This window comes from Actinoplanes sp. NBRC 103695, assembly GCF_030269485.1.
In the GTDB taxonomy this organism is placed as follows: Bacteria; Actinomycetota; Actinomycetes; order Mycobacteriales; family Micromonosporaceae; genus Actinoplanes.
Map to the genome: position 1 here is coordinate 72,780 of NZ_BSTL01000016.1, position 24,048 is coordinate 96,827.

The following is a 24,048-nucleotide window of genomic DNA, read 5'->3' on the forward strand; positions in this document are numbered from 1 at the left end:
TGCCACACCACGTCAGGAGAGGGCGCCGGTCGGTGACTTCGCGGAAAATACTCGAGACCAAGTACCGGATCTCGGAGACGGCGATGGCCCTGTTCCTGAAGGAGGGGTACGCGAACGTCACGGTCGAAGCCGTCGCGGAGGCGTCCAGCGTGTCCCGCCGTACCGTCTTCCGGCACTTCGAGAGCAAGGACGAACTGGTCTTCCCGGACCACACCGAGCGCCTCGGCCTGGTCGAGCGGTGTCTCGCGGAGGCCCCGGCCGGCACCGATCCGGTGGATGCCGTCATCGCGGCCACCGAGGAGTCGCTGCGCGAATTCCTCAGCCGGCCCGAGCTCGTCTTCCGGCGGTACAAACTGACACGCATCGTCCCCGAGTTGCGGAAGCGAGAGGTCGTCGAACACGAGCGGTACGTGGCGCTGACCCGATCGTTCCTGCGTGATCACCTCCCACCCGACGCGCCCCCGTTCCAGCCGATGGCCCTCGCGGCCCTCATCGACGCGATCCACCGATCGGCGCTGGGCAACTGGTTACGCGAGGGCGGCGCGACCGATCCCGTCGCCGAGCTGAAGGCGGGCATGGAATGGGTTCGCCGCCTGATGGTCCATCAATCGGCGTTCTCGACCGCTCCCGTGCTTCTCGCGTTGCTCCCCGACACGCCGCAGACCCGCCGCGTGCTGACCTCGTTGAAGGACGCGGCGGAGGAACTGCCCTAGCCATCGCGGTCATCCGCGCCCAGGAGCCATCGTGGTCATCTGCGCCCAGGAGAAGGAGCGGAATTGCCGAACCTGACAATGAACTTCGCGGGGAGAACGGCGATCGTGACCGGAGCGGCGCGCGGGCTCGGGCTCGAGTTCGCCCGCCTCTTCCACCGGTCCGGGGCGACGGTGTTCCTGGTCGACACGGACGCCGCCGAGGTCGCGCAGGCGGCGGACGAACTGGGCGCGACCGGCGCCGCCTGCGACGTCACCAGCACCGAGGCCGTCGAGGCTCTGGTCGACCGGGTGGTCACGGCGTCCGGCCGGCTGGACATCATCGTCAACAACGCCGGCATCCTCCGGGACCGCCGCCTCTGGAAGCTGTCGGACGACGACTGGTCCGAGGTGCTGGACGTCCACCTGGGTGGCACCTTCCGGCTGACCCGCGCCGCGGTGCCGGCGTTCCGGCGGCAACGGTACGGCCGCGTCATCAACGTGACGTCGTACACCGGGCTGCGCGGCAACATCGGGCAGGCCAACTACGGCGCCGCCAAGGCCGGCATCATCGGATTCACCAAGACCGCGGCCAAGGAACTCGCGACGTTCGGGGTCACCGTCAACGCCATCTCGCCCAACGCCGAGACGCGGATGATCGGCTCGATTCCCGACGAGAAACGTCAGGAGCTCGAGGCCGCCATCCCGCTCGGCCGGTTCGCAGCGCCCAGCGAGATAGCCGCGACCACGGCTTTCCTCGCCTCCGAAGAGGCCGGATACATCACCGGAGTCGTCCTTCCCGTGGACGGCGGAATCTCGATCTGACCCCTGGAGATACCGCCGCGTTGGTTCCCCGGGTGTGACGCCGGATGTGCGGACGGGACCCGGTCGGCAGGCTGAGGGCACGACCGTTCGCTTTCCCCGTACCTCATCGCCCCTGTCGTTGGTCTTGGTCTGCTGGTGCCCTCGGTGGCGGTGGCCTCGGAGACTCGGATCGAGCTGCCCGCGCCGGGTGCGCGGGCTGGTGGCCGGGTGGATCGGGCGTCGCCTGGTGACGCCCTGTCCGGAGGTTATGGTGCGCGGGACCGGCGCCGGCGGGGGCCGGCGGCTCGATCGTCGGCGTTCAGCTAGAAGTGCGAGCCGGGTCTCACGTCACCGGCTGCGGCCGGGATGTCTGCCGGAGTTGCGCCCGGACCTCTCCCATGCCGGGATGGCCCAGTTCGGTCAGGACATGCTCGGCGCAGCGCCAGGTCTCGCGGGCCGCGTCCAGGCTCCCGGCGGCGTGCTGCGCGTCGGCCAGACGCAGGAGGATCATCGCCTCGAAGTACCGGTCGCCCGTCTCTCTCAGCAGTGCCAAAGCCTGCTGGTAGCACTGGACGGCCCGGCCGTGATCGCCCCGGTGGTGGTGGGCGTAGCCGAGGCTGTCCCACGTTTCCCCGGCGCCTCGCCGGTTCCCGATCTCCTGTTGCAGGGTCAGCGCCTGCTCGCAGTAGGTCAGCGCCTGCTGGTACTCGCCGAGGTGGGCCAGGTGCCAGCCCACCGCGTTGAGGGTGCGGGCCTGCCCCGGCCGATTGCCCGCGGTGCGGAAGATCCGCAGCGCCTGCCGGTCGTGCGGCAACGCGTCGCGATGGTGGCCCTGGCGTGCCGACACCCGGGCCAGGCTGCGGTAGGTGTGTGCCTTACCGATCTCGTCGCCGATCTCGTCGAACAGCTGGAGAGCCTGCCGCAGGTGGTCCTCGGCCTCCGCGTAGCGACCGAGCCAGGTTTGGGCGAGCGCCAGACCGCGGTGGCTGTGGGCCTCGGCGGAGACGTCGCCCAGCCGATGGGCGGCAGCCAGTGCGGCACGCTGGGTGTCTGCCCGGTGCTGCCAGTGTCCCCGACGGTCGAAGTACGCCGTGAGCGTCCAGGCCAGCTGCCAGGTGTACCGGTCCTGTCCGGCGGACACCGCCTGCTCGATGGTGGCGAGCAGCACCGCGTGCTCGGCGACGAACCAGTCCAGCGCGCGACGACAGTCCGGCAGATCGGCAGCCGGGACTTCGGCCCGTGTCGATGCGGTCACGATCGGTTCCCGGTGCGGGTCGAGCAGGAGAGCCGCGACGTGGGCGGTGTCCAGGTAGTGGTCGAGCAGCCGCTGTTGTGCCACCCGGACCTGGTCGGTGCCGAGTCGCTGCCCCTGCTCGGTGGCGTACAACCGGACGAGGTCGTGCATGCGGTAACGGCCCGGCTGGTGTTCCTGGATCAGGTGAGCGCCGACGAGCCGGCGGAGAACGGCGCGTGCCCGGCTCACCGGCAGGGCGGCGAGCCGGGCGACGGCGGACAGGCAGATGTCCGGGCCCGCGGCGAGGCCGAGCAACCCGGCCAGGGCCGCGGCCCCCACCGGAAGAGCCGCGAACGAGCACGACAACACCGCCCGCAGGTTGACGGCGAGTTCCCCGGCGTCCAGGGCGTCCAGCCGGCTGGACGCATCGCCTAGTTCCTCGGCCAGCGCGGCGAGGGTGAGGCCGGGGTCGAGGGCGGCGCGGGCGGCGACGATACCCAACGCCAACGGCAGGCCCGCGCACACCCGCGACAGCTCTGCCACCGCAGCCGGCTCCGCGGCCGCGCGCCGGTCGCCCAGCCGATCGGTGAGCAGGCGGCCCGCCTCCGGGTCGGTCAGAACGCCCAGCGTCAGCGGACGGGCGCCGTGGGCGCTCAGGAGGCCGGCCAGCTGGTGACGGCTGGTGACCAGCACCGTGCACGTGTCGCCGCCGGGCAGCAGCGGAATCACCTGGGCGCTGTCGCGGGCGTTGTCCGCGACGATCAGCATGCGCCGGCCGGCGACCAGGCCGCGGTAGAGCCCGGCCTGGGCTTCGACGTCCTCCGGGATCGCCGCCGGGTGTACGCCCAGGACATCCAGGAAGCCGCGCAGCGCCGTGGCCGGCGACATCGGTTCCCCCGCCGGGTCGAAGCCGCGCAGGTTCACCCACAATTGCCCGTCCGGGAACCGGTCGATGTTGTCGTGCGCCCAGCGCAGTGCCAGCCACGTCTTGCCCATTCCACCCGTACCTCCGATCGCCGACACCACCATCGGGGCGTGCGGGCCGCTCCGGGCGCACAGCGCGGTGCTGAGCGCGGCGAGTTCCCGCGTCCGGCCGGTGAACGCCGATGGGGGCGCCGGCAGCTGATGGGGGATCACCGGCCGGCCGGCACCCAGCGCCCGCCTCGCCGCGGCCGGTGCCGCCAGCGCCGGGTCGGCGTTCAGCACCCGCAGATGCAACCGCTGCAGGGCCGGGCCGGGATCCGCTCCCAGCTCGTCGGCCAGCCGCTGCCGAAGCCTCTGGTAGAGGTCCAGCGCGTCGGCCCGTCGCCCGCACCGCGAGAGCGCGAGCATGAGCTGGCCGGTCAGGCGTTCATCCAGCGGATGGGCGGCGATCAACCGCGGCGACTGGCCGACCACCGCGGCGTGTTCGCCTCGGCTGAGCTGGAAGTCGTTGTGGTCGAGCTCGGCGGCCAGCCGCAACGCTTCCAGGGCGGCTCGAACCGTGTTCAGCCATGGGGTGTCCAGCCCGGCGAACGCGTCGCCGCGCCAAAGACCGAGCGCCTGCCGAAGCAGGTCGGCGGCGGTGTCCTCGTCTGCCGCCCGGGCCTGGGTGACCAGGTGCTGGAACCGGTGCAGGTCGACGGCGAGGGGATCGACGGTGAGAACGTAGCCGCCGCGCTGGTGCGCGATGCCGGCACCTGTTGCGGGGGCGAGGATCTGTCTCAGCCGGGACAGATAACTGCGCAGGGTGCTGCCGGCCCGTTGCGGGCGCCGGTCGGCCCACACGCGGTGCAGCAGCTGCTCGGTCGGGACGACCCGGTTCGCATCGACCAGCAGAGCGGCCAGCACACACCGCTGCCGGACGTGACCGACGTCGATCGGACGACCGCTGACCTCCAGCCCGATGTCGCCGAGCAACCGAAACTCCACCACTGCCGGTCACCGCCTCGGCCCGGCCGCGCGCCGGGCCAGGTGAATACACCACAGCGAGCGGCGGGATTCGTTGAAATAACCGTCTTTTGTCGCGCACCCGACGCAGCTCGCCGACCCGCGTTCCGTACCCGCCGGCCAGCGCATTCCACGACCGTCCGACGTTCGGCCAGCGCGCGGCGCCCACGCTCGGCGCCATGGACACGAGGGGAACGAGATGAACAGTCCGTCACAGCCGAACGCGAACAAGAAGGGACTCCTCCGATGAGGAACAAGCCGCTCCACCGGATCTTGGCAGTCGCAGGTCTGCTGGCCACCGGGATCGTGCTGGCGCCGGCGTCGCCGGCCCACGCCGCGATCGGGCTCTACCGGGTCTCCGCCGTCAGCGCCGGCGGCGCGGTCTCCCCGCAGACCGCCACGGCGAGCTGCAACGCCGGCGACAAGGCCACCGATGCGGGCGGCCACATCAACAGCGGCAACGGCGACGTGAGCCTGACCCGGGCATTCATCGAGGACACCATGGACAGGGCGACCGCGATGGGCGTGGAGACCATCCCGACCGGGGCGCCGTGGGACGTCACGGCGTGGGTGACCTGCGCGCCGGCCGGGACCATCGCCGGCCAGCAACTGGTGCAGGCGTCGCTGGGCTACGACTCCACCGACAAGAAGGTCACCGCGACCTGCCCGGCGAACAAGATCGCGTACGGCGGTGGCTTCAAGGTGGTATCCGCCGCCGGACAGGCCGCGATCGACGAGAAGGTGTTCAACGGCGCGTTCACCTCGGTGGCGGTCCAGTCCTACGACGCCGGAGCGGTCGGCCCCTACACGCTGTTCGCGCAGGCCGTGTGTGGCACTTCGCTGCCGGCGAAGAGCCTTCAGGTGCACACCTCGGCCAGCAACTCGATCACGCCTAAGGTCGACAGCCCCAACGCCTGCCCGATCGGCCAGGAGGCATCGGGAGTCGGTGGCCTCATCAACGGCCTGACCGGGGACGGCAGCCTCGACACGGTGCGGCCGAAGGCCGGGATGACCACGGGGGAGGTCATCGCGCGGGAGATCGGGCCGAACGCGACTCAGAACTGGACGGTGCAGTCCCAGGTGACGTGCGTGGGCTGAGCGTCTACCCCCACAACGAAGCCCGCGTGCGCCTCACCGGCGCGCGCGGGTCCGTTGTCCGACTGGGAGGGGCCGAACCTGAGGAGGTCGGCCAGCTCGCGCTCGGAGACCTACCGCGTACGCAGGATGGGTGGGTTGAGGTCCTTCTGGCCGCCGGGCCGGTAGAGGGCCGCCGGCCGGCCCACCCCGGGCAGGCGTTTCTCGCCGGTCTCCTCGACGAAGCCCTCCGTGTTGACCACCTTGCGGCTGAAGTTGCGCGGGTCGAGCGGCTCGCCCCACACCGTCTCGTAGACGGCTCGCAGGTCGCCGATGGTGAAGACCGGTTCGCAGAAGGCCGTGGCCAGGGTGGTGAACTCGAGCAGGCGGCGGGCGCGTTCGACCGCCTCGTCGAGGATCTCGTCGTGGTCGAAGGCCAGGGTGCCGCGGACCTCGGCGACGGGACGCCACGCGGCGGTGCTGGCGTCGGAGCCGGCGGTGGGCACCGGCAGGTCGGGCATGATCGCCAGGTAGGGCACGCTGACGACGCGGCCGCGGGGGTCGCGGAACGGCTCGCCGTACACCGAGAGCTGCTCCAGGTGCATGCCGGCGCCGTCGAGTCCCGTCTCCTCGAGGAGCTCGCGCTTCGCCGCCACTTCAATACCTTCATCGGTACGCGTGAAGCCGCCCGGAAGGGCCGCCTGGCCGCGGAACGGGTCGTTGGCCCGGGTGATCGTGAGGACCTGCAGGGCGCTCTCCCGCACCGTGAGGATCGCCAGGTCGACGGCGAGGCGGAGGGTGGCGTGGTCCCGGCTGATCATGGGCCGATCATAGCCCTTATCGTCCAGATGACACAAATTACGGCAGGGTGGGTGCGCCGCGGTAGGAACCCGGTAGATCAGCCGTCGACGATGAGCGGGATTGCCGGGCCGACCAAGGGGGCTGCTGACATGAGCGCGCATCCGCCGATCGTCATCCTCACCGCACGGGAGCCGGACTACAAGGCCGTCCGCGACAGACTGTCCGGAATCCGCGAGCCGCCGGGGGCGTCGGGCACCCGGTTCGAGGTCGGGTCCCTGGGCGTCGGCGAGGTGGTGCTGGCCGTGTCCGGTGAGGGCACGCAGGGGACGGCGGCGCTCGCCGAGCGGGTGATCCGGGTCTTCGCGCCGCGGGCGGTGTTCTTCGTCGGAATGGCGGAGGCGCTGAAACCGGGCATCCGGCCGGGCGACGTCGTCGTGGCCACCCGGGTGTATGCCGGCCGTCCGGGGAAATGGGTCTGGCAGATGGATCACGGTCTGGAGCGGACCGCACGCCGGATCGCCCGGCGCCGCGAGGGCGGACCGCGGATCCACGTCGGGGCGGTGACAGCCTCGGGAATGGGTGAGCCCGACGCGCTGGCGATCGAGACGGACTACGCCGCCGTGGCGAAAGCCGGCGCGGTGCCGGCCGCGGTGATCCGGGCGATCAGCTCCGGCAACGAGGCGGCCGCCGCGGACTTCGCGCTCGCGCTGGCGTCCGACCTGATCGCGAGACAGCCGCCGGCCGGGACGGAACCCCGGGAGGCGCCGGACATCCGGATGAAGTCCAAGGGCGCCCGCCCCGGCGTGGTCGCCGGACTGGTCGGCGGCGGCGTCCGCAACCAGAACAAGCGCCCGGGCTGGTCGTCCGGCCCGGGACGTGAGGAACGGGGCCGGCGGTGAGCGCCGACGGCACGGTTCACCGCGACGGGCACGACTACTACCTGGTCCCGGCGGACGCCTCGCCGCGGCGGAAGCTGCGGTACGCCCTGCGGTTCCTCGAGTCGGGGCAGGCCACCACCGCGCGACGGCTGCTGGCCGAGTGCGTCGAGTACATCGACGAGCCGAGCGTCTGGTTCCACTGGCTGCTCGCCTTCTACAGCGGGCGTACCGCCTGGGAACTGTCCGGCGAGGACCGGGAGAGCCTGGACGCGGCGCGGGAGCGGATACGCGCGACCGCCGGGAACTCCTGCTGGTCGCGGGGGATCGACGCGGTGGATCGCCTGATCGAGGCGGGCGACCCGGCGGCGCTCGACGACCTGGACGAGGGCATGCGGGCGGCCGTTCTCCGGCACCTCGACCGGGTGCTGGGCGGGGCGGTCAAGGACCGGATCTGGCGCCGGTCCGTCGATCAGGCGCGTGCGGACCGGACCGCCGACCGGCGGGCGGATCGGGTGGGGAAGTTCTTCGAGCCCGATCCGGCGGGACCGCGCGCCGGCCCGGTGCGGCCGCCCGAGGTCGACGCCGGTCAGCTCACGCTCGCGATGCTGACCAGCCTGATCGTGGTCGGCGCCGGGTGCCTGCTCGGGTGGCTCGCGTTCCGGCGGGGTGATTCCACCGCGCTGGTCGCGATCATGATCGGGCTCGCCGCCGCCTTCGTGGCGCTGGCCAACGGCGCCGAGTGGCGGTTCCGGGACGAGCGGCGCCGGGCGGAGGAGCGGGAACGCAAGTCGTGGCGGTTCCCGGGCGACGATCCGCCGGTGGCCGGCTTCACCGGCGAGGTGGACCGGATGTACCGGCAGTACGTCGGCCGGACGGTGACCGGCGAGGCGGAGCGGATCGCGTGGATGCGGGAGGCCTACGTCCCCCTGTGCCGGTGGCGGGACGAGGTGATCGAGGCCTACCGCGGAACCCGGGTCGCCGCCGCGGAGATCCGGTGGCTGATCCGGTTCCAGCTGAGGGAGCTCGAACGCCGGTGGCGCAACGGTGAGCTGTCCGGTGGCGGGGAACGCCGGTCGGTCAAGGTAGCCGGGGTGGCGGGCGTCGTGGTCGCCGTGATCTGCATGCTGATCGCGGGGCGGCAGGACCTCGGCGCCGCGGTGACGATCATCGTGGCCGGCTGGGCGGCCACCGGTCCGGTGCTGCGGATCGCCGCCGAGAACAAGCGCGTCGCCGAGGAGGCCGAGGACCGGCGGGAACGCTGGAACGCCGCCTGGTTCGAGTATCAGCGGTGCCGGCATCACCTCGACGACCGGCCGTCCGACGGCGAGATGGCCCGGTGGCTGGACTGCGATCGCCGCCTTCTGCTGTGCCGGGCGCTCGAGGTCTGCGGGCTGGGGTGGAGCGACGTCAGTGCGTACGCGTGCATGGAAGCCCGCGCCGATCGCAGCAGCCGGGCGAAGGTCGTGAACGGGCCGTGGCGCTACTCGAGGTATCGGCTGACGGTGTTCCTGCTGACCGCGGACGGGATTCGCCAGGTCACCGCCGAACTCGACGTCGCGCGGGCCTCCTTCGAGGACTGGCGGCTGACCGGCTACGGCTACGACGAGGTGGTGGCGGCTCGGGTGGCGCGGCGCGGCGACGGGACGCGGGAGCTGCGGCTCGTCCTGCGGGACTCCTCGGAGGTGGAGATCGGGCTGGTCGAGGCCGGCTGCGGTGAGGACGGTGAGCTGGATGTCACCGGGTTGCGGAGCACGCTGTTCGTCCTCGAGGGCGCCGCGGGAGTGCTCAATCAAGGCGCGGGAGTGCCCCATCGAGGCGCGCGAGTGATCGATCAAGACGCGGGAGTGCTCGACGAGGAGAGGGGACGCCCCGCCGCCCAGACCCGCTCGAACTCGCCGGCGAAGTGCCGGAACCACTGAATGTCGCGGCCGGCGTGCAGCGGCAGGCTCGGCTCGGGTGTGCCGCACCGGTGCGAGTAGATGTCCACGCGCAGCTGGCCGGACGCGGTGTCGGTGTCGACCCCGACCAGCCCGAACGCGGGGACGAAGTCGAGCAGCCGCACCTCCAGGCGGCCGGGGCCGGTCGCGGCCTCCGCGGCGAGGGCCGCCAGCAGGTCCAGGGTCGGCAGCAGGCGGTGCTCGAAGATCTCCGGGTGGTCCGGGATGGTGTTCCGGCGTGCGGCTTCGGCGACGGTCGAGGCCTCCGGAGCGATCAGGGCGATGCGTACGCACGCGCCGGCCGCGAGCCGGTCCCGCAGCACCGAGTAGTGGTTGCGGACCGTGCGGGCCAGGGTGACCCCGACGATGCGGATGTCGCGCGCCTCGCTCAGGTCGAGATCCACCCCGGACGTCGACGGCGCCAGCAGCCGGTCGGCGCTCGCCTGGTCGCCGACGTGATCGCCCAGCTCCCGGACCGACCGGGTGAGCGTGCTGACCGCGGACCGGCCGTGCAGCGAGTTGAGGGCGAGCAGGCCGAGCGTGGTGAGCGTGGCCCCGCCGATGACCGTGGGGCCGACCACGTCGAGGGTGCCGAGCACGCCGACGACGACAGCGACGGCGATGGTCAGGACCAGGTCGAGCTGCCGCATACGAGACATCTGATTCACCTCATGAACCCGGAGTGACGGGGGATAAGCTCAGAGTAACAGCATTAATGTCAGATTGACAGTAAGCTGCTACGCTCAGGCGATGTCGGAGGTGTGCGGGAAGATCCGCCGGAGGCAGCCAGCTGAGCTCCGCCGGTCCGGCCGCGGGCAGCGTGGGCGCGGCCGGCAGCGACGGATGCACGACGATCACGGCCTCGACCAGGCACCCCCGGGGCATCGTGCGGCGGAGCCGATGCACGGCGCCGACCAGCTGCCGCACCGACTGCCCGATGTAGACGCCGTCGCAGAGGATGTTGCCGTCCGGGGTGGTCGAGTAGGTGCCGGCCGGCCAGGCGACCGCGTCGACCAGCACGACCAACGGGCCCTTGCTGATCGCGTACGGGATCGGGGTCTGCCCGGCGCCGGCCGGCACCGGGCCGAACAGCCGGACCCCGGGCCTCCTGGTGAAGACCGCCAGCATCCGGCCGGTCCGATCGTTGACCTCGTCCACGCTCGCGCCGATCGGTCGCAGGGGTCGCCGTTCGCTGTCCATCACGCCGTCCACGAGCCACCTCAGCCACACTCTGGACCCCGCCTCACTTCCGGCCGATCGACCGGACAGGCCCCTACGGCGATTCGGTCATGCCGAGCTACCGAAGGGCTTCCGCAGGCCTTCCGAAGGTGTCGATTGCGTACCGCTACGGTGGCGTCACCGACGGGTTATCTCATACGGTCAAACGGTGCGGTTCTGTGGCGGCAGGACGGGAGGCACGATGATCTACTCACTGCTCGGTGAGGTCGAGGTGCGGGACGCTCAGGGGCATCCCGTGGAGCTTCCGCGCGGGCATCACCGCACCGTGCTGGCGATGCTCCTGGTCCGGGCCAACCACCAGGTGTCCACTGCGGATCTTGTCCGGGCCGGATGGGGCGAGGGCGGGGTGAGCAACGCCCAGCTCTACAAGGCGATCTCCGCGCTGCGCAAGCTGCTCGACGACGCCGGGCATCCGGACGCGATCAAGACCGCCAACCGGTTCGGCTACCTGCTCCAGGTCTCCGACGAGGAACTGGACACGCTGGCCTTCCAGCGCCTGGTGGAGCGGGCCGACGCGGCGCGGATCCCCGGTCACGGGGACGAAGAGGTGGATTGCCTGCGGGCGGCGCTCGCCCTCTGGCGCGGCCCGGATCCGCTGGCCAATGTCAGTCACGAGCCGTTCCGGCAGATCGTCGAAAGTCTCAAGGCCCGGCGCCGGCGGATCGCGGTCCGGCTGTTCACGCTGGAGAACCGCCGAGGCGAGCACGCCGCGATCGTGGACGACCTGCACGCCTTTGTGGCCGAGGACCCGGCCCAGGGCGAGCTCTGCCGGCAGCTGATGTTCGCGCTCTACCGCAGCGGGCACCGGCTGGACGCCATCGACGCCTACGAACGGCACGTCGAGGCGCTCGATCGGGCGACCGGCGGTCCGCCGGAGGCGAGCCTGCGTGCCCTGAACTACGCGATGATCAACGACGAGAGCGACGTGGTCGCCTCGGTGCTGGGTGTCACGCCCGAGCCGGAGGTCCGCCCGGATCCGATGCCCCGGCAGCTGCCCGCGGCCGCCGCCGACTTCGTCGGGCGTGCCGACCTGCTGGCCGAGGTCACCTGGCTGCTGAGGCGTCCGTCGATGCCGGTGCTGGTGATCTCCGGACCGGGCGGGATCGGCAAGACCGCGCTGGCGTTGCGGGCGGCGCACGACGCGGTGGGGGAGTTCCCCGACGGTCAGCTGTGGGCCGAGCTGCGCGGCACCGCGGGCCGACCGGCCGATCCGTCCGAGGTGCTGGCCCGGTTCCTGCGCGCGCTGGGCGTCGGCACGGTCCCCGAGTCGCTGCATGAACGCGCGACGTTGTACCGCTCGCTGCTGTCCGAACGCCGGGTGCTGATCGTCCTGGACGACGCCGCGTCCGGCACGCAGGTGCGCGACCTGGTGCCCGCGAGCACGGGATGCGTCGTGCTGATCACCGCCCGGCGCCGGCTGCCGGACATCCCCGGCGGCGTCCACCACGTCGCGCCTCTGGAGCCGTTCGACCATGTGGTCGGCGACGAGCTGTTCCGCACCATCGTGGCCGCCGGGCAGGTCGATCTCGCCGGGCAGGACGCCGACGTCGAGGCGGTGGTGCGGATGTGCGGCGGCCTGCCACTTGCCCTGCGCATCGCCGCCGCGCTGCGGATCGAGGACTTCCATCGGCCCACGGCCGATCTGCGGCGCCGGCTGGACGAGCACGGTCCGGCTGCTTTCGAGTACGGCGACAAGTCACTGTCCCGGACTCTCGGAGCAGGCCTCGCCCCGCTGGACAAGCTGGTCCGACGACTGTTCCTGCTGCTCGGGCTGCCGGCCGGTCCCACCTTCGGCGAATGGACCGCGGCGGCGCTGCTCGGCCTGCCGGTCGGGGCGGCCGGGGACGCGCTGTCCCAGCTCGCCGCGATCAGCATGATCGAACCGGCCGGCGACGGCCACGGCTACCGCTTCCACGACCTGACCCGCGAGTACGCCCGCCGCCGCGCCGAGGCCGAGCTCCCCGCGGACGAGCGCGCCGCCGCCGAGCTGCGGGTCCTGCGCGCGCTGCTGACGCTGGTCCGCAAGGCACACGCCGCGGAGTACAGCGGCGATTTCGAGGTCGTGCACAGCGACCTGCCCGACGTCGCGGTGCCCGCGCGGGCGATCGCCGAGATCGAGGAGCGGCCGCAGGTCTGGTTCGAGCGGGAGCGCGCGAACGTGCGCTCCGCGGTGGAACGCGCCGCCGCGCTCGGCGAGGTCGGCCTGTGCTGGGACCTGGCCGTCTCGTCGCACGAGTTCTACACGATCGGGGACTGGTTCGAGGACTGGCGGGTGACCCACGAGGTTGCCCTCGCCGCGGTGCGGTCGGCAGGGGACCGGCGGGCCGAGGGCGTGCTGCTGGCGGTGCTCGGACAGCCACCCCTGGTGGCCAGCGGCAGCCGCGGCGTCTCGGGGGTTCCCGAGCTGGAGGAGGCCGTCCAGCTGCTCGCCGCGGCCGGGGAGAACCACGGGCTGGCGATCGCTTTGCGTACGCTCGGGAACGCCCTGCGCCGGCGCGGTGAGCTGACGCGTCCGCTGATGGTGTTCCAGGACGCGCTCGAGCACTACCGGGCGGCCGGGGACACCGCGGGCGTGCTGCAGACGCTGCGTTTCATCGGGCAGACCTATCTGGACCTCGGCGACCTCGGCGCCGCGCGGGACATGCTCCGGCAGGCCGAGGCGGTCGCGCGGGAGCTGGGCCGGGAACGGCTGGTGGCGCAGGCCAGGTACTGGGCCGGGCAGGCGGCGCTGGCCCTGGGCGACCTCGCCGACGCGCGTGCCGCGTTCGGGGACGTGCGGGCGGCGTTCCCGGAACGGTCGCCGGCTCAGGCGTACGCGGAGCACGGTTTTGGTGATCTTGCTGTCGCCGAGGGTGACCCGGATCGGGGCCGGCGGCTGCTCGCCGAGGCCGAGTCGCTGGCGCGGGCGGGTGCCGACGTGATGCTGGAGGGCCGGATCGCGCTGTCGGTCGCCGGTCTGGAGAAGCGGCACGGCGAACCGGTGGACCAGCTCGTCGCGTTGCTGCGGGCGGTCGCGCGGTTCCAGGCCTGCGGTGCGGCCTACCTGGAGATCCGTGCGCAGGGGCTGCTGGCGGACGCGTACGACGAGCTGGACGACGTGATCGCGGCCGTCGCCGCCCGGGAGCGCATCGAGGAACTCTGCGCCGCCGTGCCGCCCGTGGACCGCTCGAAGCGTTGATTGTGTCTTCTTGACATAAACCCCGGTCACGCTTTATTGTCAACGTGACATCAAGACGTGGTCCGGAACTCGGCTTGACGTCACCGCGCGCAGGCGCGCGCGTGGGGGCCGGCCAGCCCTCGGATGAACGCGCGCGCCGCAACTCCCATCACTTCCGCATTTCCGAAAGGAACAGTCATGCGCGCACGTCGTCGTAACCTCGTCGCGAATCTCGTGGTCGCCGTCGCCATCGTTCTGGGTGCCTTCACCGCACCCGCCGACGCCTCCGTACAGGCCGACGGGGACACGCCCGTCTGCCCGGCCGGTTCGGCCTGGGACAACCGTCTGAAGCGCTGCGTCTGACGGAACACCGGCGGCCCCGTTCCCACGGGGCCGCCGGTCCCACTTCCGGGGCGCTCGGTAGAAAACCGGAAGGCTTTGTCCATACGGTCCCGTTCGCAATTCCGTACGCCGTACAGGAGAACCGATGACCTTCCCGCACCAACGTGTCGACGTCGTGGTGCTCACCCTCCTCGATCAGGAGATCCGGGCGGTGCGGGCCGCGCTCCGGCAGATGTACGACCACCGGGAGAGCGTGGGCGGCTGGTCGGCGTGGCTGCCCGCCCCGGGCGGGCGGCCCATCCGGGTGGCGGCGGTGCGGTCGGCCGGCGCGTACCGTCCGGTGATCGAGGAGTGCCGGCCCGCGGTCGTCCTGCTGGTCGGCATCGCGGGCGGCGTGCGCCCCGGGATCGAGGCCGGCGACGTGGTGCTGTCCAACGAGGTGATCACCGGCGACGGCGGATCACCGGTCGTGTCGGCCGCGCTCGGGCGTCGCCTCGACGACTTCTTCGCGGCCGTGCCCTCGGAACAACTGCGCTCCGGCGAGGACTCGTACCGGGTGTACCGCGGCCCGGTCGGCGCCGGCGACTTCGCCGAGTTCGTCCGGGCCGACGCCGGGCAGCGTGGCTGGCTCGTCGTCCGCGGCATCGCCGGCCCGGCGGACGGGCACCAGGCGCACGCCGGGGTCGCCGCCCGGCACGCCGCCGAGGTCATGGCGATGCTCCTGCCGCACCTCGGCTTCGATCGATCTCACACCTGACCAAAGCGGCGGGTGCGGAGCGCTCGTGGCCCGGATCGCGGCCGGCCGGGGCCGGGGCTACGCGGGGCGGCCGGCGGCGAGGGTGCCGGCGATGAAGGTCACGGCCGCGGCGGCCGCGGTGATCCCGCACAGCAGCGGCGTCGTGCGGTGGCAGGGTCAGCCCACCCGCCAGCAGGGCGACCGCGAGACCGCGCACCTCCGGCGCGCCGGGCGCCTCGACCCCGGGTGATCAGGACCAGCCCGAGGCCGCCGAGCCCGGTCACCGCGACGGCGTAGGCGCGCGTCGGCCGCCGATCGAACCGCCGGCCCAGCAGCCGGCTCACGACGATGCCACCCAGCGCGTACGCGGAGAGGGCGACCCCGATCCGCACCGGATCCAGATGGCGGACATCGGCGAGGTAGAGCACGAGGTAGGCGCCCACCATCGCGTCGGCCACCCCGAGCAGCAGGACGGCCGCGGCCAGGACGATCGAGGAGCGGCGCAAGAAGACCAGGTTAGGCGCGGCGCTCAGCCGGTGGCACCCGGACATCCTGCCGTGCGGAACCCGATCTTCGATGTCCCCGGCTGTTAGGTTAGGCTCGCCTTATGAACGCGCTGACCGGCCACGACCTGACGCTGGCCTATGACGGCCGGACCGTCGTGCGCGGCGCCGGCATCGAGTTGCGCGCGGGTCACGTCGTCGCGCTCGTCGGGCCCAACGGCTCCGGCAAGTCGACCCTGCTGCGCGCGCTCGCCCGCCTGCACAGCCCCCAGTCCGGCACCGTGCAGCTGCCCGACGGCGACGCGCTCGCGCTGCGGCCCAAGGAGTTCGCGCGCAAGGTCACCCTGCTCACCCAGTCGCGGCCGACGCCGGGCGGGGTGCGGGTCAAGGACGTCGTCGGGTACGGGCGGCACCCCTACCGCGGCCGGTTCGGCGCCGGCGACCCCGACGGCCACCAGGTGGTGGACCGGGCGATGCGGCTGACCGGCGTGGACGCGATGGCCGAGCGGGCCGTCGACGAGCTGTCCGGCGGCGAGCTCCAACGTGTCTGGCTGGCCACCTGCCTGGCCCAGGACACCGGCGTGGTGCTGCTCGACGAGCCCACCACCTTCCTCGACCTGCGCTACCAGGTGGAGATCCTGGACACCGTCCGCGAACTCGCCGACGACCACGAGGTCGCCATCGGCGTGGTGCTGCACGACCTGGACCAGGCCGCCGCGGTGGCCGACCACGTCGTCCTGCTCGACCAGGGCACGGTGCGCGCCAGCGGGCGCCCGGCCGACGTGCTGACGGCCGACCTGCTCACCGAGGTCTACGGCCTGCGCATCGACGTGCACGTCGACGACGACGGACGCGTGCGCACGCAACCCATCGGCCGGCACACCCACCGGCCGGTGGCCTGATGAAGAGAAGAAGGGGTTTCCCCATGGTCCTTACCCGCCGAGCCTTCGCCGCCACCGCGGCCGCGCTCACCGCGATGGCCCTCGCGGCCTGCGGCACCACCGAGGAACCGACCGGCCCGGCCGCCTCGCCGGCCGCGCCCGCGACCGGCCCGGTGGACCTCACCGACGAACGCGGCCCCGTCCACCTGGACAAGCCCGCCGCCAACGTCGTCTCGCTCGAGTGGGGCCTGACCGAAAACCTGGTGGCGCTCGGCGTGAAGCCGGCCGGCCAGGCCGACGTCAAGGGCTACAACGCCTGGAACGCGGTCATGCCGATCGACGCGAAGACCCCGGACGTGGGCCTGCGCGGCGAGCCCAGCCTGGACGCCATCGTCGCGCTCAAGCCGGACCTGGTCGTCACCACCACCGACGTGCCGGAGAACGTGCTCGCCCAGATCGCCAAGCAGGCGCCGGTCATCGCGCTGAAGGGCTCGGACGGCGCCGCCGCGATCGCCTACATGAAGAAGACGGTCACCACCCTGGCCAAGGCCACCGGCACCGACGCGCAGGGCGCCAAGCTGATCGCCGGCTTCGACGCGAAGATCACCGCCGGCAAGGAGGCGCTGGCCGCCGCGGGAAAGACGGGCGCGCCGTTCACCATGTCCGACGGCTGGGTCGACTCCGGCACGGTCTCGCTGCGGATGTACACGCCGACCTCGTTCTTCGGCGCCATCGGGGCCCAGCTCGGCCTGCAGAACCAGTGGACCGCGGGCGGCGACAAGGACTACGGCCTCGCACAGACCGACGTCGAGGGCCTCACCAAGATCACCAACAAGGACAACACCTTCGTGTACGTGGCCAACAAGGCCGACGACGGCGAGGCGTACGTCAACGCCCTCCAGAAGAACAAGATCTGGACCGGGCTCCCGTTCGTGCAGTCGCAGAAGGTGAAGCGCATCCCCGACGGCATCTGGATGTTCGGCGGCCCCGCCTCGGCCGGCGCCTACGTCGACGCGCTCGTCGCGGCCCTCACCGAGTAAACCCATGACCAGCACGATCAGCGCACCACCGGAACAGCGGCCGACGCCGGGCGCCGCGCGCCGGGCGTACGGAATCACCGCGGTCTTCATGGGTGCGATCGTGCTGCTGCTGGCCCTGGCCGCGGTGCACCTGACCCAGGGCACCGCGAGCCTCGGCCTCGGCGAGCTGCTCCGCGCCGCCCTGCCCGGCGAATCGACCGACCAGGCCGTCGCCGTGCTCATCGAAAGCCGGCTGCCACGCCTGATCGCGGCGATCCTCGTCGGCGTCGCGGTCGGCGTGGCCGGGGCGGTCCTGCAGTCGGTGGCCCGCAACCCGCTCGCCTCACCTGACACACTCGCGGTGAACGCCGGCGCCTGGGTGGCGGTGGTCGCAGTGGCCGCGTTCGGGATCTCGCTGCCGTTCTTCGTCAACGGGCTCGTCGCGTTCCTCGGCGGCCTGCTCGCCGCCGGCCTGGTCCTGGCCGTCGCCCGCGGCGGCGCGGCCGGACCCACCCGCCTGGTGCTGGCCGGCTCGGCGGTCGCCCTGGCGCTGCACTCGCTCACCTACATGCTGCTCATGCTGTTCCAGGCCAACACGCCCGGCCTGTTCGGCTGGGGTAGTGGCACCACCGTCCAGTCCGGAACCCGGCAGGTCACCCTGGCGGCGCCGGTGATCGTGGTGACGGTGCTGGTCGTGCTGCTGCTCGCACACCAACTCGACGTACTCGGGCTCGGCGACGACTCGGCCCGGGTGCTGGGCGTCGACGTCCGGCGTACCCGGGTCATCGCCGTCGTCCTGGCCGTGCTCCTCGCCGCGACCTCGGTCACGGTCGCCGGCCCGATCGGCTTCGTCGGCCTGAGCGCGCCGGTGATCGCACGCCTCATCGCCGGCCGCGTCCCCGGCATGGGCAAGCACCTGACCCTGCTGCCGTTCGCGGCGCTCGTCGGCGCACTGGTCGTGGTCGGCGCCGACGTGCTGCTGCGCCTGATCCTGCCGTCCGCACGGTCCATCTCGGTGCCCACCGGCATCCTCACCACCCTCGCCGGGGCGGTGCTGCTGGTCTGGCTGGCGAGGCGGTTGCGCGACGGCGGCTCGACCGCACAGGCACACGGCACCGTGCGTACGCGGCGCTGGATCCTGGGTGTCTCGGTGTTGCTGGGCACCGGCCTGGTCGCGGCGTTCGTGGCGGCCCTGCTGCTCGGCGACCAGCTGGTGCTGCTCGGCGACGTGGCCAACTGGCTGTCCGGCAGATCCGGCCGCGTCGTCACCTTCGTCCTCGACCAGCGCTGGCCGCGGGTGCTGGCGGCGTTGCTCGGCGGCGCGGCGCTCGCCCTGGCCGGCTCGATCGTCCAGGCGGTGTGCCGCAACCCGCTCGCGGAACCCAGCCTCCTCGGCATCACCCCCGGCGCCTCGGTCGGCGCGATCGCGGTGGTCCTGCTCCTCCCCGGCGTCGGCGTCTGGCCGGTCATGGGAGTCGCCACGCTCTTCGCGCTCGGAACGTTCGCCCTGGTCTACCGCCTCGCATCCGGCCGCGGCCCCACCTCGGACCGCATCGTCCTGGTCGGCATCGGCGTCAGCGCGGCAGCCACCGCCCTGACCACCCTGACCGTGCTGGTCGTCTCACCGTGGAACACCAATCTGGCCCTGACCTGGCTGTCCGGCTCCACCTACGGCCGCACGGCCGCCCAGATCCTGCCCGTCCTGGTCGTCCTCGCGGTCGCCCTGCCGCTGACCCTCGTCGGCGCCCGCAGCCTCGACCTGGTCTCCCTCGACGAAGACGTGCCGCGCGTGCTGGGTGTGCCCTTGAACCGGTCACGCCTCGCCTTCCTGTCGCTGGCCGCGGTGCTGACGGCCAGCGCGGCCTGCGCGGTGGGGGCGCTCGGGTTCGTCGGTCTTGTCGCGCCGCATGCCGCGCGGGCGCTGGTCGGATCCAAGCACGCGCGGTCTGTTCCGGTGGCTGTGGCGCTCGGGGCCTTGCTTGTGTCGGTGGCGGACACGCTGGGGCGTACTGTGCTGGCGCCTACGCAGCTGGCCGCTGGGCTGGTTACGGCGCTGATCGGGGCGCCGTACTTCGTGTTGCTGCTCTGGCGTAGCCGGCCCGCCTGATCGGGACTCGGCCGCTTGCGCGCGGTGTTCGGACGGCCGGGTTGCCGGACGTCCGGGTGCCCGGCCGGCGCGTCTGGGCTCGTGCGCGCTGGCTCCTGCACGTGGTCGGGTGGGGCACGTGGGCGGGTGGCTGCATGCGGGTGGGCGGCGGACTGTACCCGACTGTCTGGCGTGAGCGATTGAGCACGAATCGTGGTTCTGAGCACGCGCGGTGGGGTGGGCGTCGCGCGCAGTGCAAATGGTCTTGATTTCAAGGTTGTGAATTGCATGTGTCGGGGTGAGTGATTACGGAACGTTATGGAGAAGGGCGTTGTGTAGATCACGTCGCCCGTGACAGTTAGGCATATCACTTTGGCGACCGTGTGCGTTTGTGCGCATCGCTTTGGGTCACCGGGGCAGGGCTGTCGCGTCGCCCTTGTGTCGCCAGTTGCAGGGGTGGTGAGCTGGTAAAACCCTCGTCGGGAGTGACTCTGAAACGATTTTGGACACATCGACGGTCAGAATTTCGTGGTCGTGCAAATTCGGTCCGGATGCGCTTGGATAAGCGTGATTACCGGTGAGTACTGAACCAGTCACCGCTGTACTGCGTGATCACTGAGAGGTACAGCGAGGAGTAGGGGGACTTGATGTCGGACTCGTTCGGACTGGGGCCGGGCCCACTGTCCAGGCCCGAACCGGTCGAGCCGCCGCGGCGGTCGGGCGGGGTGCGTTTTCTGCTGTGGCTGCTCGTGATCTTCGTGATCGTGGCCGTGGCGCTCACCGGTGGCGCGTACGCCGCGGGTCTGATCGGTGGTGACGACGACCCGGCGGCGGCCCCGACCGGCGCGCCCACCGGCGGCGTCGCGCCCACCGGCGGCGTCGCGTCGACCGACCCGGGGACCGGTGGCACGGCGGCCAGCACGCCGGGCCCCGGCGACGGGACGGCCACCGTGCGGACCGTCGCGCTGCCGGAGAGCCTGGGCGGCACCGCGCGGGCCAAGGGCGATAAAGACAAGGCCGCGCCCGGCATCTTCCCGGTGACCGCGCACGCCGAGGGTGTCTTCGGCGACGCCGCGCAGCGCAACATCATGTACGTGCTCGCGGTCGCCAGCGACGAGCCCGAGGGGGAGCGGTCGGCGCTGTTCAGCACCGAGATCGGCGACCGCTTCGACACGGGCTCGCTGGTCTCCGTCGAGCCCGGTCCGCTGGGCGGCTCCGCCGAGTGCGGCGACGGCACCTGGAACGGGCGTCCCGCCGCCGTCTGCGTCTGGTCGGACGACCGCACCAACGGGGTTCTGGTCGACAGCCCGGGCAACGCCGAGGCCTTGGCCGGCAAGCTGCCCGCCCTGCGCGCCGAGGTGGAGCGCACCGCCGCCTGATCCACCGTGAGTCCTGCGCCGAGTCGGGCGCGCCCGCAAGCCCAGCCGGGATCGGGCGCGAACAAGACGAGCGTCGAGACTGCGGGTGCGGGAGGAGCACGCCCAGCGGCGTGTGGGATGGGCGGGTTCGGCGGCGATGGGGACGGGCGGGCTCAGCGCATCTGACCGGCGGCCAGGCCGCTCTGGACCTGGCGGTGGAAGATCACGTAGCCGATCAGCACCGGCAGCATGGCGATCGTCATCCCGGCGAAGAGGGCGCCGTAATCGCCCTGGTAGCCCTCGTTGACCGCGAGCGCCGTCAAGCCCTGCGCCAGCACCCAGCGCTTCTCCGCGCCCTCGCCCTGCATCAGGACGATCGGCAGCACGTACTGGTTCCACTGGAACAGGAACGTGAAGATGCCGACGCTGACCAGGCCCGGGCGGGCCATCGGCAGCATCACCTGGAAGAAGAGGCGGAAGTGGCCGCAGCCGTCGACCATCGCGGCCTCGGCGACCGACGTCGGCAGCGTACGGAAGAACGCCGTCAGGAAGAACACCGTGAACGGCAGCGAGTAGGCGGCGTACACGAGAATCAAACCGGGAAGCGTGCCCAGCAGACCCAGATTGCGCACGACGAAGAAGAGTGGCACCAGGGCCAGGAAGACGGGGAACATCATGCCGCCGACGAAGGCGAAATACACCACCCGGGCGCCGCGGAAGCGGTAGCGGGCCAGCACGTAGGCGGCCATCGCGCCGAACAGCATGGTGAGGACGAGCGCTCCGGCCACGACGATGGTGCTGTTCAGGAAGTAGCGGCCGATGTGCGCGTCGTTCCACGCCCGCGCGAAGTTGCTCCAGCGCAGGTCGGCGGGCAGCCCCCACGGGTCGGTGAGGATCTCGTTGTCGCTCTTCAGCGAGCTCACCACCGCCCACAGCAGCGGAAGGGTGGTCAGCACCGCCCAGCCGATCAGGAAGGCGTGCGACAGGACCGAGAAGCCCCCGAGGCGGCGAGACGGCGCGGCGGGCGCGGTGACCGCCGGCGGAGACAGGACGGCGGTCATCAGAGTTCCACCCGCTCCCGCCGCGTGACCCGCAGGAAGACGGCGGCGACCGACAGGGTCAGGAAGAACATGGCGACCCCGATCGCGGACGCGTAACCGAACTGGGACTCGTCGAACGCGGTCTTGTACAGCCGCAACCCCACCACGTCCGACGAGTAGCCGGGCCCGCCGTTGGTGATGATCTGCGCGACCGCGAAGGCGTCGATGGCGATGATCGCCAGGTACACCCACGCCACCTGGATGCTGTCCCACACCAGCGGCACCGTGACGCGGAACAGGGTGGCGCCCCGGCCGGCGCCGTCGAGCAGCGCCGCCTCGTAGATGTCCCGGGGAATGGACTGCATGGCCGCGCTGAACAGCACGACGTAGAAGCCGACGTTGCTCCACAGCAGCACGATCGCCAGGCACCAGAACGAGAACCGCGGATCGCCCAGCCACGGGCGCGCCAAGCCGTCCAGCCCGGCCGCGTGGAGCAGGCCGTTGATCAGGCCGCTGTTCGGGGCGAACATCTCCTTCCACAGCACGCCGACGATGGCCACCGACAGCACCTGCGGGAAGAAATAGACGATCCGATAAACCCGGCGCCGCGTACGCCGTGCACACCCGCCCGGTCCGCCCGGCCGCCGACGCTGATCATCGACGCGAGGAACAGGCCGAGCAGGATCGTCACCACGGGCAGCAGCAGGAGCAGGATCGCGTTGTGTTTCAACGCGTTCCAGAACGTGCCGTCGCCCAGCAGGCGGTCGAAGTTGGCCAGGCCGACGAAGTCGAAGTCCGGCGCCAGGCCGCCCCAGTTCGTGGTCGAGATCTGGAAGGCCTGCGCATACGGCGACACCACGAAGACGCCGTAGAGCAGCAGCGGTGGGATCAGGAACGTGGCTATGAAGAGGCGCTTTCCCCGCAAGGTCAGGCCCGCTTGTACTTCTTGATCGACGGGTCCTGCGCGATCGAGTCGGCCGCCTGCTGGCACTTGGTGACCCACCCGGCCGCGGTGATGCGCTTGGCGAGCAGGTCCGCGGTGGCCGCGTTGACGAGCTCACGTTCGAGCTTGCGGTAGTAGGCGTTGTACAGCCAGTTGAACGTGTTGGCGTCGCCCGCGGTGTCGATCATCTTCGTCACCGAGGTGAGGCCGGGGCCGAGTTCGACGCCGTCGCTGGAACCGGTCACCACGGTGAGGCTGCTGACCTTGCGGGTGAAGTCGGAGGCGCCCTGCCTGGACAGCATCACGCGCAGGTACTCGAGGCCGCCACGGGCGTTCTTCGCCTTCTGCGGGACGATGAACGGCTCACTCCCCGTACCCCGGAAAGCCTGGAATGGCAGTTTGTCGGCCGAGGAGAGACTCGGCGTCGGGTGGGCGGACATGCGGAAGCCGGGCGGCGTGACCTTCTTCTGCTCGTTCTCCAGCCAGGAACCGCACGAGATGAACGCGGCCTTGCCGTTGCACCACTCGGTCTGCGCCTGGATGTGGTCCATGCCCTCGGCGCCGGGCTGCAGGAATCCGTCGGTCGCGAGCTGCGACCAGGCGTCCACGGCGGTCTTCACCGCGTCGTGCTTCCAGGCGTTCGGCTCGAGGTTGTCGATCGCCTTGAGCACCTCGACGCCGCCCAGCTTGGCCGCCGACGCGAGGATCGGCCAGCTCATGTAGCGCGCGTGCACGCCGGTGTAGGTCCACGGCGCGATCCCGGCGGCCTTGATCTGCCGGCACAGCGCGATCATCTGGTCCCACGTCTTCGGGTACTCCCAGCCGCGGGCCTCGAAGAGCTTGTCGGACTGCCAGATCGCGTACGCCGAGTAGGCGTAGTTCAAGGACAGGAACTTCCCGTCGTACGACCCGAGCTCGACCATCCCGGGGCGCAGCGTGTCCTTGACCTTCTTCGCCGGGTCGTCCAGGCTCGGCGCCTCCAGCAGGTCGCCGAGGTCGGTCAGCGCGCCCTGCGAGACGAGGCCGTTGAAGTCGATCTGGTTGCCGCCCGAGTTGTTCACCACGTCGGGCGGGTCGCCGGCGACGAACCGGGGCTGCAGCGTCTGCGAGATCTGCTGGGTCGCCGAGTGCTTCACGGTCGACTGCGGGTGCCGCTGCTCGTACATGGTCTCGTGGGCCTTGGCGTACTCCTCGCCGAAGCCGCCGTTGAAGATCACCACCTCGAGCGGCGCGTCCTCCTTGACTCCCAGCGGGTTCACGGCACTGCTGTCACCCTTCGCGCCGCCCTCGTTCTCGTCCCCGCCGCCCATCGCGCAGCCACCCAGCGCGGTCGCCGCACCGGCCGCGGCGCCGCCCTGCAGCAGCCCGCGCCGGCTGATCGTCGTCCCTGACATATCC

At 71.6% G+C, this 24,048-nt stretch carries 21 protein-coding genes; 12 read left to right on the plus strand and 9 right to left on the minus strand.

The window, feature by feature from the left end; translation table 11 throughout:
* Positions 1 to 32 precede the first annotated feature (32 nt).
* Both QSK31_RS28050 and fabG read left to right on the plus strand, forming a co-directional pair.
* A complete protein-coding gene (locus QSK31_RS28050) occupies positions 33 to 713 on the plus strand; it encodes a TetR/AcrR family transcriptional regulator (RefSeq protein ID WP_285687412.1) in 681 nt (226 codons plus the stop codon).
* Positions 714 to 776: 63 nt separating this feature from the next.
* Positions 777 to 1,514, plus strand: a complete 738-nt coding sequence (gene fabG, locus QSK31_RS28055; protein ID WP_285687413.1) for a 3-oxoacyl-ACP reductase FabG — start codon at positions 777 to 779, stop codon at positions 1,512 to 1,514.
* A gap of 322 nt (positions 1,515 to 1,836) precedes the next feature.
* Here the strand turns inward: fabG and QSK31_RS28060 are convergent, their stop codons facing one another.
* A complete protein-coding gene (locus QSK31_RS28060) occupies positions 1,837 to 4,641 on the minus strand; it encodes an AfsR/SARP family transcriptional regulator (RefSeq protein WP_285687414.1) in 2,805 nt (934 codons plus the stop codon).
* Between the two features lie 261 nt (positions 4,642 to 4,902).
* Between QSK31_RS28060 and QSK31_RS28065 the strand changes: the two genes are divergently transcribed.
* Positions 4,903 to 5,754: a hypothetical protein gene (locus QSK31_RS28065; RefSeq protein ID WP_285687415.1), complete on the plus strand. Its 852-nt coding sequence runs from the start codon at positions 4,903 to 4,905 to the stop codon at positions 5,752 to 5,754.
* Between the two features lie 110 nt (positions 5,755 to 5,864).
* Here the strand turns inward: QSK31_RS28065 and QSK31_RS28070 are convergent, their stop codons facing one another.
* Positions 5,865 to 6,551, minus strand: coding sequence for an NUDIX hydrolase (locus QSK31_RS28070; protein WP_285687416.1), 687 nt, complete (start codon positions 6,549 to 6,551; stop codon positions 5,865 to 5,867).
* Positions 6,552 to 6,680: 129 nt separating this feature from the next.
* Here QSK31_RS28070 and QSK31_RS28075 point away from each other — a divergent pair, with 129 nt between their 5' ends.
* Both QSK31_RS28075 and QSK31_RS28080 read left to right on the plus strand, forming a co-directional pair.
* Positions 6,681 to 7,430, plus strand: a complete 750-nt coding sequence (locus tag QSK31_RS28075; protein ID WP_285687417.1) for a 5'-methylthioadenosine/S-adenosylhomocysteine nucleosidase family protein — start codon at positions 6,681 to 6,683, stop codon at positions 7,428 to 7,430.
* On the plus strand, positions 7,427 to 9,328 hold the full coding sequence (locus tag QSK31_RS28080) for a hypothetical protein (RefSeq protein WP_285687418.1): 1,902 nt from the start codon (positions 7,427 to 7,429) through the stop codon (positions 9,326 to 9,328). The genes QSK31_RS28075 and QSK31_RS28080 overlap by 4 nt, the downstream gene beginning before the upstream one ends.
* Here the strand turns inward: QSK31_RS28080 and QSK31_RS28085 are convergent.
* Together QSK31_RS28085 and QSK31_RS28090 are read right to left on the minus strand one after the other, a co-directional pair.
* Positions 9,241 to 10,005 (minus strand): hypothetical protein, encoded by a 765-nt coding sequence (locus QSK31_RS28085; RefSeq protein WP_285687419.1) that lies wholly within the window; start codon positions 10,003 to 10,005, stop codon positions 9,241 to 9,243. The two genes, QSK31_RS28080 and QSK31_RS28085, sit on opposite strands and share 88 nt — an antisense overlap.
* A 10-nt stretch (positions 10,006 to 10,015) precedes the next feature.
* Positions 10,016 to 10,558, minus strand: a complete 543-nt coding sequence (locus QSK31_RS28090) for a hypothetical protein (protein WP_285687420.1) — start codon at positions 10,556 to 10,558, stop codon at positions 10,016 to 10,018.
* A 208-nt stretch (positions 10,559 to 10,766) separates the two neighbouring features.
* Between QSK31_RS28090 and QSK31_RS28095 the strand changes: the two genes are divergently transcribed.
* From QSK31_RS28095 to QSK31_RS28105, 3 genes are all read left to right on the plus strand, one after another.
* A complete protein-coding gene (locus QSK31_RS28095; RefSeq protein WP_285687421.1) occupies positions 10,767 to 13,763 on the plus strand; it encodes an ATP-binding protein in 2,997 nt (998 codons plus the stop codon).
* 177 nt (positions 13,764 to 13,940) lie between these two features.
* A complete protein-coding gene (locus tag QSK31_RS28100) occupies positions 13,941 to 14,105 on the plus strand; it encodes a hypothetical protein (protein WP_285687422.1) in 165 nt (54 codons plus the stop codon).
* A 124-nt stretch (positions 14,106 to 14,229) separates the two neighbouring features.
* Positions 14,230 to 14,841, plus strand: a complete 612-nt coding sequence (locus QSK31_RS28105; RefSeq protein ID WP_285687423.1) for a phosphorylase family protein — start codon at positions 14,230 to 14,232, stop codon at positions 14,839 to 14,841.
* Positions 14,842 to 14,939: 98 nt separating this feature from the next.
* On the opposite strand, the gene QSK31_RS28110 is transcribed toward QSK31_RS28105, so the two are convergent.
* Positions 14,940 to 15,371 carry a hypothetical protein gene (locus QSK31_RS28110; RefSeq protein ID WP_352244504.1) on the minus strand — a complete coding sequence of 144 codons (432 nt, stop codon included), beginning with the start codon at positions 15,369 to 15,371 and terminating at the stop codon, positions 14,940 to 14,942.
* A 56-nt stretch (positions 15,372 to 15,427) separates the two neighbouring features.
* Here QSK31_RS28110 and QSK31_RS28115 point away from each other — a divergent pair, with 56 nt between their 5' ends.
* From QSK31_RS28115 to QSK31_RS28130, 4 genes are all read left to right on the plus strand, one after another.
* Entirely contained in the window at positions 15,428 to 16,225 is a 798-nt protein-coding gene (locus tag QSK31_RS28115; protein WP_285687425.1) for an ABC transporter ATP-binding protein, read from the plus strand.
* Between the two features lie 23 nt (positions 16,226 to 16,248).
* The gene (locus QSK31_RS28120) at positions 16,249 to 17,244 is read left to right on the plus strand and encodes an iron-siderophore ABC transporter substrate-binding protein (protein ID WP_285687426.1); all 996 of its coding nucleotides are present in this window, start codon (positions 16,249 to 16,251) and stop codon (positions 17,242 to 17,244) included.
* A gap of 4 nt (positions 17,245 to 17,248) precedes the next feature.
* Entirely contained in the window at positions 17,249 to 19,330 is a 2,082-nt protein-coding gene (locus QSK31_RS28125) for an iron ABC transporter permease (RefSeq protein WP_285687427.1), read from the plus strand.
* A gap of 704 nt (positions 19,331 to 20,034) precedes the next feature.
* The gene (locus QSK31_RS28130; protein WP_285687428.1) at positions 20,035 to 20,688 is read left to right on the plus strand and encodes a hypothetical protein; all 654 of its coding nucleotides are present in this window, start codon (positions 20,035 to 20,037) and stop codon (positions 20,686 to 20,688) included.
* A 152-nt stretch (positions 20,689 to 20,840) separates the two neighbouring features.
* Here the strand turns inward: QSK31_RS28130 and QSK31_RS28135 are convergent, their stop codons facing one another.
* The 4 genes from QSK31_RS28135 to ngcE are packed head-to-tail and all read right to left on the minus strand — an operon-like array spanning position 20,841 to position 24,044.
* Positions 20,841 to 21,728, minus strand: coding sequence for a carbohydrate ABC transporter permease (locus QSK31_RS28135; protein ID WP_285687429.1), 888 nt, complete (start codon positions 21,726 to 21,728; stop codon positions 20,841 to 20,843).
* Positions 21,728 to 22,267, minus strand: coding sequence for a carbohydrate ABC transporter permease (locus tag QSK31_RS48890; protein ID WP_352244505.1), 540 nt, complete (start codon positions 22,265 to 22,267; stop codon positions 21,728 to 21,730). Before QSK31_RS48890 ends, QSK31_RS28135 begins: the two co-directional genes overlap by 1 nt.
* Positions 22,213 to 22,632, minus strand: coding sequence for a carbohydrate ABC transporter permease (locus tag QSK31_RS48895; RefSeq protein WP_352244506.1), 420 nt, complete (start codon positions 22,630 to 22,632; stop codon positions 22,213 to 22,215). The genes QSK31_RS48890 and QSK31_RS48895 overlap by 55 nt, the downstream gene beginning before the upstream one ends.
* Before the next feature lie 2 nt (positions 22,633 to 22,634).
* Positions 22,635 to 24,044: an N-acetylglucosamine/diacetylchitobiose ABC transporter substrate-binding protein gene (gene ngcE, locus QSK31_RS28145; RefSeq protein WP_285687430.1), complete on the minus strand. Its 1,410-nt coding sequence runs from the start codon at positions 24,042 to 24,044 to the stop codon at positions 22,635 to 22,637.
* Positions 24,045 to 24,048: the final 4 nt, after the last annotated feature.